This window comes from Mesorhizobium sp. B2-5-7, assembly GCF_006440875.1.
GTDB classification, from domain to species: Bacteria; Pseudomonadota; Alphaproteobacteria; order Rhizobiales; family Rhizobiaceae; genus Mesorhizobium; species Mesorhizobium australicum.
Genome location: NZ_VFUO01000001.1, coordinates 618682 through 633921 on the forward strand (window position 1 = coordinate 618682; position 15240 = coordinate 633921).

A 15240-nucleotide genomic window follows, 5' to 3' on the forward strand; every position below is an offset into this window, starting at 1 on the left:
CAGGCGCCTTTAAAAACTTCGCAGTTCCAAAGCGCCTTCCGGTTCACTAATGTCGCGTCGCAATAGCGCCTCCGGTGAACCATGTCAGACGCTCCCAAGACTTCCGGCATGACACGGCTGAGGAACTATTTCCTCACGGGCTTCATCGTCTGCGCGCCGCTGGCGATCACCGCCTATATCGCCTGGTCGTTCATCGGCTGGGTCGATTCCTGGGTGAAACCGTATATTCCGGCGCGCTACAGCCCCGACACCTATCTGCCGTTTCCGGTTCCAGGGTTCGGGCTCATCGTTGCGCTCATCCTGATCACGCTGATCGGTTTTCTGACCGCCAACATTGTCGGCCGCGCCATAGTCGGCTTTGGCGAGCGCTTGCTTGGCCGCATGCCGCTGGTGCGCGGCATATACGGCTCGCTGAAGCAGATTTTCGAGACCGTGCTGTCGAACAAGGGCGACATGTTCCGCCAGGTTGGGCTGGTCGAATATCCACGCAAGGGCGTGTGGTCGCTGGTGTTCGTCGCCAGCGAAAAGGAAACCGAGATCAACCAGAAGCTCGACCAGGAAGGTGATCCGCTGATTGCCGTGTTCATGCCGTGCACGCCGAACCCGACGACCGGTTTCCTGATGTATGTGCTGAAGTCGGACATCGTGCCGCTCGACATGACGATCGAGGACGGCGCCAAGCTGATTGTATCAGCCGGGTTGGTGGCTCCCGAGGTGAAGACGAAACTGGTGACGCTGAACGGCGAGCCGATCAATGGAACCCTGGCCAATCCGCCGCTAGGGCCTCATCCGGCGCGCAGGAGCCGCACGGCCTCGTCGCGGCCGAACAAGTAGAGCAGGAGCCGCAGCGCCTCGCCGCGGTCCGATTGCAGTTCTGGGTCGCGCGACAGGATCAACCTGGCGTCGTCACGGGCGGCCTCCAGCAGGTCGGCATGCACCTCGATGCGCGCCACCTGGAAACCCGGCGTGCCGGACTGGCGGGTGCCCAGCAATTCGCCTTCGCCACGCAATTTCAGGTCCTCCTCGGCGATCAGGAAACCGTCCTCGGTCTCGCGCATCACCGACAGCCGGCGTTTTGCGGTCTCGCCAAGCGGATCCTTGTACAACAGCACGCAGGACGAGGGCTTGTCGCCGCGTCCGACCCGGCCGCGCAGCTGGTGCAACTGCGCGAGGCCGAAGCGCTCGGCATGCTCGATGACCATGATCGTGGCGTCAGGAACGTCGACGCCGACCTCGATGACCGTGGTGGCGATCAGGATGCGCGTCTCGCCTTGCTTGAAGGCGCGCATCGCCTCGTCCTTCTCGACACCCTTCATGCGGCCGTGGACAAGGCCGATGCGATCGCCGAACAGCGGCTTCAGCGAGGCAAAACGATCCTCGGCCGACATCAGCTTGATCTCTTCGGATTCCTCGACCAGCGGGCAAATCCAGTAGATCTTCTGACCATCCGCGACGGCATCGAGCATGCGGCCGACCAGCTCGTCGAGCCGCTCCAGCGGCAGCGTGACGGTGCGGATCGGCTGGCGGCCGGCGGGTTTTTCCGTCAGCTTCGACACGTCCATGTCGCCGAAGGCGGTCAGCACCAGCGTGCGCGGGATGGGGGTCGCGGTCATGACCAGCATGTCGGGGGCGTCGCCCTTGGCGGTGATGGCAAGCCGCTGGTGGACGCCGAAGCGATGCTGCTCATCGATAACGGCCAGGACCAGGTCGTGGAAGCTGACCGTTTCCTGAAACAGCGCATGGGTGCCGACGACGATGTCGATCTCGCCGCTGGCAAGACCCGCCAGCGTTTCGGCTCGCTCGCGGCCCTTTTCACGGCCGGTCAGGATGGCGATGCGCAAGCCGACCTCGGCGGCAAGCGGGATGATCGTCGCCAGATGCTGGCGCGCGAGGATTTCGGTCGGCGCCATCAGCGCCGCCTGGCCGCCGGCCTCGACAGCGCGTGCCATGGCAAGCAGCGCCACCACCGTCTTGCCCGAGCCGACGTCACCTTGCAGCAGCCGCAGCATGCGCTCCGGATCGGCGAGATCAGCGTTGATTTCGGCGAGCGCGAATTCCTGCGAGGGCGTAAGCGAATAGGGAAGGGCTGTACGCAGCTTCTCGACGATGCGCCCATCGCCAACGAGAGGGCGGCCTGACAGGCGCCGCACCTTTGCCCGCACCAGGGCCAGCGAGACCTGGCCGGCGAGCAATTCATCATAGGCGAGGCGGCGCCATGCAGCCCCTTCGACCGCGACATCGATCGGATCAGCGGGATAATGGATGCGGGTCAGCGCGTCGCCGAAGGACGCAAAGCTCTGGCGGCGCATGAAGGCATCATCCTGCCATTCCGGCAGCTCCGGCAGGCGGCCGAGCGCCTGGCCGATCGCCCGGCGCAGCACCTTGCCCGAGAGGCCGGCGGTCAGCGGATAGACCGGTTCGACCAGCGGCAGGTTTTCCGCTTCGCTGGCGAGCGCGATATGGTCGGGGTGGATCATGGTCGGGCGGCCGTTGAACCATTCCATCCGGCCTGACACCACGACATGCTCGCCCACAGGCATTGCCTTTTCGAGATAGGCGGCATGGGCATGGAAGAAGGTCAGGCCGATTTCGCCCGTGTCGTCATGGGCGTAGACCCGGTAGGGCACCGACCTGTTGCCGCGCGGTGGCGGCTGGTGACGGTCTATGCGCAGCTCAAGCGTGACGATGGCGCCTTCGGCCGCGAGTGCGATGCCCGGCCGGTTTCGGCGGTCGATGACGGTGTGCGGCAGCACGAACAGGAGGTCGCCGGCGCGTGCGGCGCGGTCGCCGAGATCGGCGGCAACGACCTTCTCGATCAGCGCGCCAACCTTCGGCCCGACGCCGGCAAGCGAGGTGATCGGGACAAACAGGGGATCGAGGATGGAAGGACGCATGATGTCAGCTTATGTCGCGACGGCCGCAGCGCAAGGCTGACAGCGCCCACTATCCACGCTATATGCGCCGCTTGAAGCGAGGATGCGGCACAATGACCGGAACGAAACGATCAAGCGAGGGGCTGGACGCCCATCGCCGCAAGCTGTTGTTCCGTTCCTGGCATCGCGGCATGCGCGAGATGGACCTCATCCTCGGCACCTTCGCCGATGCCGAGATCGGCACCTTGACCACCGAGGAAATCGACCAATATGAGAGGCTCCTCGATATTGCCGACACGGAATTCCTGCCGCTGGTTACGGGCGAACGCCCGGTGCCGGCGGAGATCGACTGTGCCGTCCTGCAAAAAATCCTGGCGTCCCGCCGGACCATGACTTTCTGAACACAAGCAATTCCAGGAAAAGTGCGCAGCGGTTTTCCCATGGGAATTGCGACAAACAAGACCGTGATTTGATGGCTCTCATTCCCACCATTGGCTTGCCGAAGGGCCGCGCCGGCCAGTTCATCGTCGACGGTGTCGCGGACGGCTACGAGGCTTTCGCGCTGGTGCAGACGGCGCTCGAGATCGCGCCCGACAAGCCGGTGCTGTTCGTGGCCCGCGACGGCCAGCGCCTGCCTTCGATCATCGAGGCGCTGTCCTTCGTCGCGCCGGGCCTGCCTGTGCTGGAACTGCCTGCCTGGGACTGCCTGCCATACGACCGTGTGTCGCCCGGTTCGGATGCCGCCGCCAAGCGCCTCGATGCGCTGACCGCCATGATCGCACTGGCGAAGAAGCCGCACCGTGCCGTAATTCTCACCACCGCAAATGCGCTGCTGCAGCGCATTCCGCCCGCGGAGCTTATCGAGGCCCAAACCTTCCACGCCAGGCCCGGCAACCAGATCGACATGAATGCGCTGATCGCCCGGCTGGAGACGTCGGGATTCGAGCGGGTGCCGACCGTGCGCGGCATCGGCGAATTCGCGGTGCGCGGCGGCATTCTCGACCTCTTTGCGCCCGGCTGGAGCGAGGCGCTGAGGCTTGATTTCTTCGGTGACACGCTGGAATCGATCCGCGTCTTCGATGCCGCCACGCAGCGCACCACCGGCCAGCGCAAGTCGATGGCGCTTCAGGCGATGAGCGAGGTGGCGCTGACGCCCGAAACCATCAGCCGCTTCCGCCGCTCCTATATCGAGGCTTTCGGCGCGCCCCAGCGTGACGACGGCCTCTATGCGGCGGTCAGCGAGGGCCGGCGCTTCGCGGGCATGGAGCATTGGCTGCCGTTCTTCTACGAGCGACTGGAGACGGTGTTCGATTACCTGCCCGACGCACCCGTGGTTTTCGACCATCTGGCACATGAGGCGCTGGCCGAGCGCCATACGCTGATCCTCGATCACTACGAGGCGCGCAAAAAGCAGGCTGACGCGGCGCTCAAGGATGCGGTCCCCTACAAGCCGGTGGCGCCGGATCTGCTCTATCTCTCGCCGGAGAATTTGAAGGCTTCGCTTGGCGAGCGCGAAGACATCGACTTTAGCGTGTTCGACGCGCCGGACCTGGGGAGCAAGAAAGTCTTCCACGCCGGCTCGCGCCATGGCCGCAGCTTCGTCGAGGAGCGAGCCGATCCGAACGTCAATGTCTTCGACGTCGTCGTCCGGCACATAGCCGACGAGCGCGCGGCGCGCCGCCGCGTCATTATTGCGGGCTGGACCGAAGGCTCGCTCGACCGGCTTGGCCAGATCCTGGCCGAGCACCATCTCGGCAATCTCAAGCAGGTCGAGACGCTAGCGGAGGCCGAACAGCTCGAGCCGGGACAGGCCGCATTGGCGGTTTTGCCACTGGAATCCGGCTTCGAGACTGAAAAGCTGGTTGTCGTCGCCGAACAGGACATTCTGGGCGACCGGCTGATCCGGCGTTCGAAGCGCAAGAAGCGCGCGTCCGACTTCATTGCCGAAGCCTCGGCCTTGTCGGCCGGCGATATTGTCGTCCATGCCGACCATGGCATTGGCCGTTTCATCGGCCTGCGCACCATTGAGGCGGTCGGCGCGCCGCATGACTGCCTGGAAATCCACTATGCCGGCGACGACCGGCTGTTCCTGCCGGTGGAAAACATCGAGCTGCTGTCGCGCTACGGCTCCGACACGGCCGAGGCGACGCTCGACAAGCTCGGCGGCGGCGCCTGGCAGTCGCGCAAGGCGAAGCTGAAGCGGCGCCTGCTCGATATGGCCGGACAACTGATCCGCATCGCCGCCGAGCGGCAGATGCGGGCCGCACCGGCCCTGGTGCCGGCCGAAGGCCTCTATGACGAGTTCGCAGCCCGGTTCCCTTACGAGGAAACCGACGACCAGCAGACGGCCATCGACTCGGTACGTGACGATCTCGGCGCGGGCAGGCCGATGGACCGGCTGATCTGCGGCGATGTCGGCTTCGGCAAGACCGAAGTGGCGCTGCGCGCCGCCTTTATCGCGGCGATGGAAGGGTTTCAGGTCGCGGTGGTGGTGCCGACGACACTGTTGTCGCGCCAGCATTTCAAGACATTCTCGCAGCGCTTTTCCGGACTGCCGATCCGTGTCGCACAGGCGTCGCGGCTGGTGGGCTCAAAGGAATTAGCCGAGACCAAGAAGGGCATTGCCGAAGGGCAGGTCGATATCGTTATCGGCACCCATGCGCTGCTGGGCTCCGCGATTTCGTTCAAGAATCTCGGCCTGCTGATCATCGACGAGGAGCAGCATTTTGGCGTCAAGCATAAGGAACGGCTGAAGGACCTGAAGACCGACGTCCATGTTCTGACCCTGTCGGCGACGCCGATCCCGCGCACGCTGCAACTGGCGCTGACGGGCGTGCGCGAACTGTCGCTGATCGCCACGCCACCGGTCGACCGCATGGCGGTGCGCACCTTCATCTCGCCCTTCGACCCGCTGGTCATTCGCGAGACGTTGTTGCGCGAGCGCTACCGAGGGGGCCATTCCTTCTATGTCGTTCCGCGTATCAGCGATCTGGCGGAAATCCATGATTTCCTGAAGGAATCAGTTCCTGAGCTGAAGGTAGCGGTGGCGCATGGCCAGATGCCACCGGGCGAACTCGACGACATCATGAACGCCTTCTACGACGGCCAGTACGATGTGCTTTTGTCGACCACCATCGTCGAATCCGGGCTCGATATTCCGACCGCAAACACGCTGATCATCCATCGCGCCGACATGTTCGGCCTGTCACAGCTCTACCAGTTGCGCGGCCGCGTCGGGCGCTCGAAGGTGCGCGCCTATGCGCTGTTCACCCTGCCGGCCAACCGCAAGCTCACCGACACTGCCGAGCGCCGTCTGAAGGTACTGCAGTCGCTCGACACGCTCGGCGCCGGCTTCCAGCTCGCCAGCCATGACCTGGATATCAGGGGCGCAGGCAATCTGCTTGGGGAGGAACAGTCCGGGCACATCAAGGAGGTCGGTTTCGAGCTCTACCAGCAGATGCTGGAGGAAGCGGTCGCCGAGGTGAAGGATTCCGGCGAGGCGCAGGATGGCGGATGGTCGCCGCAGATCGCCGTCGGCACGGCGGTGATGATCCCGGAAGGCTACGTGCCGGACCTGCAGCTCAGGCTGGCGCTGTACCGCCGTCTCGGCGATCTCGAAAATACCGAGGAGATCGACGCCTTCGGCGCCGAACTGATCGACCGTTTCGGCCCGTTGCCGGAGGAAGTGAAACATCTCCTCAAGATCGTCTTCATCAAGGCGCTGTGCCGCAAGGCCAATGTCGAGAAGCTCGATGCCGGGCCGAAGGGTATCGTCATCCATTTCCGCAAGCGCGAGTTCTCGAACCCGGTCGGGCTGGTCAAGTATATTGGCGAGCAGGGTTCGCTGGCCAAGATCAGGGCCGACCATAGCGTGGTCTTCATCCGCGACTGGCCGACGGCGGAGAAGCGTCTGGCGGGCTCGGCTGTGGTCATGACGCAACTGGCGCGACTGGTGGATAAGGCAGCCTGATCTCGCCTTTCGGGCCGTCCTGGGCGCGTCAGCCATTCGCCAGCACCGAAATTCCGGTCTAGAATAGGAAATCGGCTTCGTGTATGGAGCCGCCACCCCAGTTTGGGGCGGGAAATGGCGGGCGAGGGTGTCCGCCGGAAAGAGCGTTGGGTGCAGCGATGACGAAATGGTCGCCGAATTCGTGGAGAGCAAAGCCGATCAAGCAAGTTCCCGCCTATCCGGACCTTGCCGCGCTGAAGAACACGGAAGCCCAACTCGCCACCTTCCCGCCGCTGGTCTTTGCCGGCGAAGCGCGCAAGCTGAAGAAGCAGTTGGCAGCGGTTGCCGCCGGCGAAGCCTTCCTGCTCCAGGGTGGTGATTGCGCGGAGAGTTTTGCCGAGCATGGCGCCGACAACATCCGCGACTTCTTCCGCGTCTTCCTGCAGATGTCCGTGGTGCTGACCTTCGCCGGTGCGCAGCCGGTGGTGAAGGTTGGCCGTGTCGCCGGCCAGTTCGCCAAGCCGCGCTCGTCCGACAACGAGACCAAGGGCGAAGTGACGCTGCCGAGCTATCGCGGCGACATCATCAACGGCATCGAGTTCGACCAGAAGTCGCGCATTCCCGATCCCGCCCGCCAGGAAATGGCCTACCGCCAGTCGGCGGCCACGCTCAACCTCCTGCGTGCCTTCGCGCAGGGCGGTTACGCCAGCCTGGAGAATGTGCATCGCTGGATGCTCGGCTTCGTCTCCGACAGCCCGCAGGGCGAGAAATACGAGTCGCTTGCCAATCGCATCACCGAGACGATGGATTTCATGCGCGCGGTCGGCATTACGTCCGAAACCAATTTCGCGCTGCGCGAAACCGACTTCTACACCAGCCACGAGGCCCTGCTGCTCGGCTACGAGGAGGCGCTGACGCGTGTCGATTCGACCTCGGGCGACTGGTACGCCACGTCGGGTCACATGATCTGGATCGGCGACCGCACGCGTCAACCCGACCACGCCCATGTCGAATATTGCCGCGGCATCAAGAACCCGCTCGGCCTGAAATGCGGTCCGTCGCTGACGCCGGACGGCCTCCTGGAACTGATCGACCTGCTGAACCCCGAGAACGAGCCGGGGCGGCTGACGCTGATCGCCCGCTTCGGTTCGGACAAGGTTGCCGACCATTTGCCGAAGCTGGTGCGCGCTGTGCAGAAGGAGGGCCGCAGCGTGGTCTGGTCGTCGGATCCGATGCATGGCAACACGATCGAGGCGGCCGGCTACAAGACACGGCCCTTCGACCGCATCCTGAAGGAGGTGCAGACCTTCTTCGAGGTGCACCGCGCCGAAGGCACGCATCCGGGCGGCATCCATGTCGAGATGACCGGCAAGAACGTCACCGAATGCACCGGTGGCGCCCGTGCCATCACCGCCGAGGAGTTGCAGGACCGCTATCACACCCATTGCGATCCGCGTCTCAACGCCGACCAGGCGATCGAACTGGCCTTCCTGGTCTCGGACCTCTTGAAGAAGAGCCATCCGGTGCAGCACAAGCAAGCGGTCAACGGCTGATCTCGGCCAATTGGAACCGATAAAGGAAAGGCGCCTGGGAAACCGGCGCCTTTTTTATTGCAACTTCGGTTTGTGCTTCCGACCGTGTCGGCGCAACCGGCAAAAGCGAAAGCCTCAGTCTTTCTTGTAAAGCAGCCAGCTTTTGCTGGCGCGCCCTGCCATGGCTGAATGCCTGGTGACGCGGTTGCGCCCGCTGACCTTGGAGCGGTAGAGCGCCCGATCCGCCTTGGTGTAGAGGTCTTCGGGGCCTTCGGCCTCTGATGCCATGCAGATGCCCATCGATACCGTCACGGTGCCGTAATTCATGCCGGTCTGGCTGCTGGTGAACGGCGTCTGCTCGATCAGGGCGCGAATGCGTTCCGCGATCTCGTAGGTTGCGTCCTCGCTGGCGCCCTCGATGATCAGCGCGAACTCCTCGCCGCCGGTTCGGGCGACGAACATGTCGCCGCGAATGCTGGTCTGGAAAATCTCGGCGATGATCTGGATGATCTTGTCGCCGACAGGATGGCCATAGCGGTCATTGATGTCCTTGAACCGGTCGATGTCGACAAGGACAAGGGCATTGAACAGAATACCCTTGTTGCTGTTGTAGATCCTGGTGATTTCCTTGTCGAAAGCGCGACGATTCCAGATCTGGGTCAACGGATCCGTATCGGCCAGCCGCTTGTATTCCTCGAGCTTCGACTTGACGCTCTCAAGCTCCGCCGTCTTGTCGCTAAGCGTCGAGGCGACCTGCCGGCCGTGATCGATCGTCGAATTGGTCGCGATCGTCATTGCGTTGGCGATCTTTTGCAGAAGATCCTGGGAGAGAAGGCTGCGGTTGCTCAGGCCACTGGATGTCTCGTCGAGGATCCTGCCGTATTTTTCGATATGGCTGCGCTCGCTGCGCAGAAGCGACGCGACCTCCTCAAGCTCCTTGGCGATGACGTCCCGGGCATGCTCGATGATGCCGGGGCCATGATTATGGGCAAAGAAAGCGCGCCCGATCTGATCCAGCTCATCCTGCGTCGGCCGGCTGCTCAGCGACAGGACGGCAAGACCGAGCTCGCGGTTGGTGCCGCTCAGGGCCTCATAGAAGATCTCGTAGTTGCGCGGCAGGCCGAGCACGCCAAGCTGGCGCATGGTGGCCACGACGGTGCTTGCGATCTCAGTGTTTCGTTCGGTCAGGGTGGCCGCCGGCTGCATGGTTGTTCGCTCTTCCCTTGGGAACGCGCCTGAACTTGGCGCATATCCATCATCGCTGACGCGGGGACGCCACCCATTCGAAGCCGACACACGAAAAGGCGCGTCCCCACACGCGACCTTCGATGGAGATCACCATAGATGCAGTAGCGCTAAAGTTTCCTTAATCGGCAGAACTCACGCCTTTTCGCTACATCAGGCTGCATGCGTCCAACCAGACTATCAACCTCCAGGCAGCGCTGATTGGCGGCGTTGCATGCAAATTCGCGTACCGATCTGGCTGAGCGAAACTGAACTTCGGATTTTCCACAACAACAGATGTCGCAATTGCTTACGCATGACGGCCGCAAAGCTGGAATGCTGGTGCCTTCGTCAGACTACAGTTTAGGGGAGAAACCCAGTGCGGGAGAGTCACCAGGGATCATGCCTGTGCGGAGCGGTCCGCTTCCGGACAAGTGGGGCACTGCGTGGCGTCGTCTACTGCCATTGTTCGCAATGCCGCAAACAAAGCGGGCATTTCTATGCCGCGACCAATGTTGCCGATACCGACATCGTGATCGAAGGCGCCGAAAGCATCACCTGGTATGAAGCGTCCGGCTTCGCCAGGCGCGGCTTTTGCAAGACATGCGGGTCGCTGCTGTTCTGGAAGGCAATGGACCAAGACCATATCTCGGTCATGGCGGGATCGTTCGACAAGCCGACTGCGCTCGAGGGCGAATGTCATATCTTCGTCGGCGACAAGGGCGACTATTATTCGATCGACGATGGGCTGCCGCAGTTTGAAAAGTCGACACCGGCCATACCGGTAGCCGAATGAAATTTGGACGATCCGCCTTATTCCATTGATCGGGGCATTGCTTTATCCCGGGCCGGTGATTCCGAGAGGGGCCTTGGCATGCAGCGGCTGATCGATGCTTTTATCAATTCGGTGCGGGCATTTCGCAAGCTTGCGGTTAGCGAGAAGGCTTTCCAGCAGGAACTGATGCTGCTGGTGCTGGCCTTGCCCGCTGGCTGGTTCGTTTCGGTGTCTTGGCGCGGTTACGCGCTGCTGATCGGCGCGGTGCTCCTCTTGATCATGGTCGAAGTGCTGAACACGGGCATCGAGGCGGCGTGCGACGCAATTTCTCGTGAATTCCATATCGATATCCAGCTCGCCAAGGATTGCGGCTCGCTGGCGGTGCTGATTTCTGTGGTGATTGCCGGCGGCGTCTGGGGCATCGCTCTCATCGAGCGCATAACGGGGGTGCCGATCTGAAGCTTTGATGCCTATATGACGGTCACCAAAGGAGACCGTCATGGCAGAGGTCACGAATTCATCGCTTCTCGAACGCCTGGGCCTGCCGGACGACCTGCGCTGGCTGGCCGACAAATATCCTCGCGAAAACTGGCAGGCTAACGCCAACATTCACGGCATGGCCAATATGTGGCTGCAGCGGCACGACATGTTCCGCGAACTCGGCGGCATGCTCGCCGGCGGCATTGGCAACTATCGCGAAGGCAGACTGACGGCCCCCGATTTCGCGCGCTGGTTCGCGCCGCGCCTCAACCATTTTCTCGGGCATCTCGACGGCCACCACAATGTCGAGGACTACCAGTATTTCCCGGCCTTCACCAAGGCGGAGCCCCGTCTGAAGCGCGGTTTCGAGATTCTCGATGCCGACCACCACACCATCCATGAAGGATTGGAGCGCAACGCCGAGGCGGCGAACGCCTTCATCCGCACACTTCAGGAGAGTGAGGACAAGCAGCGCTTCGCCGCCGATGCCTATGCCGACGAAAACAACCGTCTGATCGCGATGCTGACCCGGCATTTGGCCGATGAGGAGGACCTGATCATCCCGCTCATCCTCGATCGGGGGGACCAGGCGCTCGGCATCGACTGACGGTCAAAACTCCTTGTCGCGCTCCCGCTTGGCGACATGGCGGGCGACAAACCAGGCAAGCACGGCCACGGCAAGGCCGATGCCGAGCCCGACGAACAGCCGCTCGTGCTGGATCACCGCCTGGCCAATCAACTGCTCGGCTCCCAATCCGAAGACATAGCCGATCGTGCTGAACAGGACCGCCCAGATGACCGAGGAAATGGCGTTGAGGATGACGAAGCGCGGCGCCGCTATGGTCGAAAGGCCGGCCGCGATGCCGCCGACCAGGCGCATGCCGTAGACATAGCGGTTCGACAGCACGAAGATGTTGGGATGGGTGTTGAGCAGGCGGTAGGCGCGGCGAAAGCCGGGCCGCCGGCGCAGCCTGACGACATGGCGATTATCGGCGAAACTTCTGCCGAGGATGAAGAAAAAGGTGTCGCCAGTGAAGGCGCCCAGCGCTGCCGCGACGAAGACATGCCACAGCACGAAAACATGCTGGTGGGCGAAGAAACCTCCCAGGATCGCGGCACTTTCGCCTTCGGCCACGCAGCCGAGAAAAACCGCCAGCAACCCGTATTGCTCGATGAAATGGTGGATCGCTTCGGTCATGAGGCCGACTGCTGTGACAGTCTTTCGTCGATCCGCTTGACCAGTTCGGCCAGCCGCACGATTTCGTCGCGCATGCCGATGATCTGGCTGTGGCGCAGTTCGTCCAGCTTCTCATGCAGCGCCATGATCTCGATCTCGGCCTTCAGATTGACCTCGTAATCATGGGCGGCATCGATGCGGTCGCGTTCGGTCTGGCGGTTCTGCGCCATCATGATCACCGGCGCCTGCAATGCGGCGACCATCGACAGGACGAGGTTGAGGAAGATGAAGGGGTAGGGGTCGAATGCATCGCGCGACAACAGCCAGACATTGGCTGATGTCCACACGATCAGGAAGGCGATGAAGGTCAGGATGAACGACCAGGAGCCGCCGATGCGGGCGATCGTATCGGCAAGGCGGTCGCCAAAAGTCTGGTGGAAAGCGACGGCCTTGTTGGTGTCCCTGGTGATGGTGGTACGCTCGATGGTGCTTTGCAGCACCCGGTTTTCCAACTGGCTCAGCCCATCCGGCTTCCGCTTCAGCCAACGGTTCGCCAGGTCGTCGATGGTCTTGTTCATGGCCGTCTCCAAGCGCTTTGCTGCGCTAAAGCGCGTCGCGTCGAAGCGGATTGAGGCGACGCGCTTTAGGTTTTTGCTTTTATGCATGTCGTCTTCCCAAAACCGAGGTCACTTTTGGGCGACATGCATTAGAGGTAGAGGCTGCCGGCCCGGGCGGGAAGTGCTAGATTGAGGCGAACCGAGGGGGACCGATGGCCGACTTCAAGAAAATTCGCGTTCGCGCGGCAAATCGCAAGGGCGGCGAGGCGGAACTGACCTCGCTGTTGGGTCCGATACCCGACAATGCGGCGGTGGCCGACATTGCCGACGCCCGCATCCTTTCGACCATGGCCGAGCGCGTCTTCGCCGCCGGTTTCGTCTGGCGCGTCATCGAGCAGAAATGGCCCGGTTTCGAGGAAGCGTTCCTGCGCTTCGAGCCGAAGCGGCTTTTGTTCCAGCCCGACGATTTCTGGCACGATCTGGCCTCGGACCAGCGCATCGTGCGCAATCCGCAGAAGATCAGGTCCGTTCGCGACAACGCCGCCTTCGTCGAGCGCGTGTCCCGGGAACATGGCGGCTTCGGCAATTTTCTCGCCGAATGGCCCGCCGATGACCAGGTCGGGCTGATGGCCTATCTCGGCAAGCATGGCAGCCGGCTCGGCGGCAACACCGGCCAGTATTTCTTGCGCTGGCTGGGCTGGGATGCTTTCGTCATTTCGGCCGACATGGCGGCAGCCCTTCGCGACGCGGGCCTCGACATCGCGGACAACCCGACATCGAAGAAGGACCTCGACAAGATCCAGGTCCAGATCAACCGATGGGCCGACGAGACAGGGCTGCCGCGCCGGCATCTCTCGCGCATCCTGGCCATGTCGATCGGCGAAAACCACTCTCCGCAATCGCTGCGCGCGTCTATGGGCGACGATTGACGGGCTGAATTGGTCCAAACGAACGCCATTGCGAGGTGAATTCCGCCGCGCTAAGTCAGCAGCATGACCAAGAAGCTCGACATACTGCGTATCGCCATCGCCCAGCTCAACCCGACCGTCGGCGACGTCGCCGGCAACCTCGCCAAGGCGCGCGAGGCGAGGGCGGATGCCGCCCGCCAGGGCGCCGATCTCGTGCTCTATACCGAGCTTTTCCTCGCCGGCTATCCGCCGGAGGATCTGGTGCTCAAGCCGGCCTTCCTCAAGGCATGCGAGCGGGCAGCACAGGATTTTGCCGCGGACACCGCCGATGGCGGTCCCGGCGTCATCATCGGCACGCCGCTGAAGCGCAAGAGCGGCACGCATAATTCCATCGTCTTCGCCGATGGCGGCAAGATCATCGCCGAACGCTACAAGCTCGACCTGCCCAATTACGGCGAATTCGACGAGAAGCGCGTCTTCCAGGCCGGGCCCGAGATCCAGGGACCGGTCAACTTCCGCGGCGTGCGCATCGGCATACCGATCTGCGAGGACATCTGGGGCGACGTCGCGGTCTGCGAGACGCTGGCCGAAAGCGGCGCGGAAATCCTGCTGGTGCCGAACGGGTCGCCCTATTATCGCGCCAAGATCGACGTTCGCCACCAGGTCGTGATCAAGCAAGTCATCGAATGCGGCCTGCCGATGATCTATGCCAACCAGCTCGGCGGCCAGGACGAGCTGATCTTCGACGGCGCCTCGTTCGCTATCGGGGCGGACAAGACGCTCGCCTTCCAGATGAGTCAGTTCGAGGATGCGGTGGACGTCACCACCTGGAAACGTACCGATGATGGCTGGGTCTGTGCGGAAGGACCGATGTCGAAAATCCCGGACAAGGAGGAGGCCGACTACCGCGCCTGCATGCTCGGCCTGCGCGATTACGTCAACAAGAACGGCTTCAAGAATGTGGTGCTTGGCCTTTCCGGCGGCATCGACTCCGCGATCTGTGCCGCATTGGCCGTCGATGCGCTGGGCGAGGAACGGCTGCGTGCCGTCATGATGCCTTATCGCTACACTTCGAAGGATTCCCTCAAGGACGCCGAGGACTGCGCCCGCGCCCTCGGCTGCCGCTATGACATCGTCCCGATCTTCGAGCCCGTCGAAGGCTTTTTGCATGCGCTGACGCAATTGTTCGAAGGCACCAAGGAAGGCATCACCGAGGAGAATTTGCAGAGCCGCGCGCGCGGCACCATCTTGATGGCAATCTCCAACAAATTCGGCTCGATGGTCGTCACTACGGGCAACAAGAGCGAGATGTCGGTCGGCTACGCCACCCTCTACGGCGACATGAATGGCGGCTTCAATCCGATCAAGGACCTTTACAAGATGCAGGTCTACGCGCTCTCGCGCTGGCGCAACAGCCATGTGCCGCCGGGTGCGCTCGGGCCTTCGGGCGAGGTGATCCCGAAGAACATCATCGACAAGGCGCCATCGGCCGAATTGCGCGAGAACCAGACCGACCAGGATTCGCTGCCGCCCTATCCGGTGCTGGACGACATCCTCGAATGCCTGGTCGAGAACGAGATGGGCGTCGACGACATCGTCTCGCGCGGCCATGACCGGGCGACGGTGGCGCGCATCGAACACCTGCTCTACATCGCCGAGTACAAGCGCAGGCAGGCGGCACCGGGTGTGAAGATCACCAGGAAGAATTTTGGCCGCGACCGCCGCTATCCCATCACCAGTCGTTTCAGGGATCGTGGCTGAAGCG

13 protein-coding genes are annotated in these 15240 nt (G+C 62.7%); 9 read left to right on the top strand and 4 right to left on the bottom strand.

What is annotated here, in order from left to right; all coding sequences use genetic code 11:
- The first annotated feature begins 81 nt into the window (after positions 1-81).
- Positions 82-834, top strand: a complete 753-nt coding sequence (locus FJ543_RS02990; RefSeq protein ID WP_031240956.1) for a DUF502 domain-containing protein — start codon at positions 82-84, stop codon at positions 832-834.
- Here the strand turns inward: FJ543_RS02990 and recG are convergent.
- The gene (gene recG, locus FJ543_RS02995; RefSeq protein ID WP_140873712.1) at positions 786-2894 is read right to left on the bottom strand and encodes an ATP-dependent DNA helicase RecG; all 2109 of its coding nucleotides are present in this window, start codon (positions 2892-2894) and stop codon (positions 786-788) included. The two genes, FJ543_RS02990 and recG, sit on opposite strands and share 49 nt — an antisense overlap.
- A 92-nt stretch (positions 2895-2986) precedes the next feature.
- Between recG and FJ543_RS03000 the strand changes: the two genes are divergently transcribed.
- From FJ543_RS03000 to FJ543_RS03010, 3 genes are all read left to right on the top strand, one after another.
- Positions 2987-3274, top strand: a complete 288-nt coding sequence (locus FJ543_RS03000) for a succinate dehydrogenase assembly factor 2 (RefSeq protein WP_140616224.1) — start codon at positions 2987-2989, stop codon at positions 3272-3274.
- Positions 3275-3345: 71 nt separating this feature from the next.
- The gene (mfd, locus tag FJ543_RS03005; protein WP_140873714.1) at positions 3346-6843 is read left to right on the top strand and encodes a transcription-repair coupling factor; all 3498 of its coding nucleotides are present in this window, start codon (positions 3346-3348) and stop codon (positions 6841-6843) included.
- 158 nt (positions 6844-7001) lie between these two features.
- Positions 7002-8375: a 3-deoxy-7-phosphoheptulonate synthase class II gene (locus FJ543_RS03010; RefSeq protein WP_140616228.1), complete on the top strand. Its 1374-nt coding sequence runs from the start codon at positions 7002-7004 to the stop codon at positions 8373-8375.
- Between the two features lie 114 nt (positions 8376-8489).
- Here the strand turns inward: FJ543_RS03010 and FJ543_RS03015 are convergent, their stop codons facing one another.
- On the bottom strand, positions 8490-9560 hold the full coding sequence (locus FJ543_RS03015) for a diguanylate cyclase (RefSeq protein WP_140873716.1): 1071 nt from the start codon (positions 9558-9560) through the stop codon (positions 8490-8492).
- Between the two features lie 397 nt (positions 9561-9957).
- Between FJ543_RS03015 and FJ543_RS03020 the strand changes: the two genes are divergently transcribed.
- The 3 genes from FJ543_RS03020 to FJ543_RS03030 all read left to right on the top strand — a co-directional run bounded on the left by FJ543_RS03020 (position 9958) and on the right by FJ543_RS03030 (position 11440).
- Entirely contained in the window at positions 9958-10374 is a 417-nt protein-coding gene (locus FJ543_RS03020; RefSeq protein WP_140873718.1) for a GFA family protein, read from the top strand.
- 78 nt (positions 10375-10452) lie between these two features.
- Entirely contained in the window at positions 10453-10812 is a 360-nt protein-coding gene (locus FJ543_RS03025; RefSeq protein WP_015317648.1) for a diacylglycerol kinase, read from the top strand.
- A gap of 40 nt (positions 10813-10852) precedes the next feature.
- A complete protein-coding gene (locus tag FJ543_RS03030; protein WP_140873720.1) occupies positions 10853-11440 on the top strand; it encodes a hemerythrin domain-containing protein in 588 nt (195 codons plus the stop codon).
- Positions 11441-11443: 3 nt separating this feature from the next.
- Here FJ543_RS03030 and FJ543_RS03035 read toward each other — a convergent pair whose 3' ends face one another.
- Together FJ543_RS03035 and FJ543_RS03040 are read right to left on the bottom strand one after the other, a co-directional pair.
- Positions 11444-12031 carry a DedA family protein gene (locus FJ543_RS03035; RefSeq protein ID WP_140873722.1) on the bottom strand — a complete coding sequence of 196 codons (588 nt, stop codon included), beginning with the start codon at positions 12029-12031 and terminating at the stop codon, positions 11444-11446.
- Positions 12028-12588: a DUF1003 domain-containing protein gene (locus FJ543_RS03040; RefSeq protein ID WP_015317651.1), complete on the bottom strand. Its 561-nt coding sequence runs from the start codon at positions 12586-12588 to the stop codon at positions 12028-12030. Before FJ543_RS03040 ends, FJ543_RS03035 begins: the two co-directional genes overlap by 4 nt.
- Before the next feature lie 191 nt (positions 12589-12779).
- Between FJ543_RS03040 and FJ543_RS03045 the strand changes: the two genes are divergently transcribed.
- Positions 12780-13496 carry a DNA-3-methyladenine glycosylase I gene (locus tag FJ543_RS03045; RefSeq protein WP_140873724.1) on the top strand — a complete coding sequence of 239 codons (717 nt, stop codon included), beginning with the start codon at positions 12780-12782 and terminating at the stop codon, positions 13494-13496.
- A gap of 63 nt (positions 13497-13559) precedes the next feature.
- On the top strand, positions 13560-15236 hold the full coding sequence (locus tag FJ543_RS03050) for an NAD+ synthase (protein WP_140873726.1): 1677 nt from the start codon (positions 13560-13562) through the stop codon (positions 15234-15236).
- Positions 15237-15240: the final 4 nt, after the last annotated feature.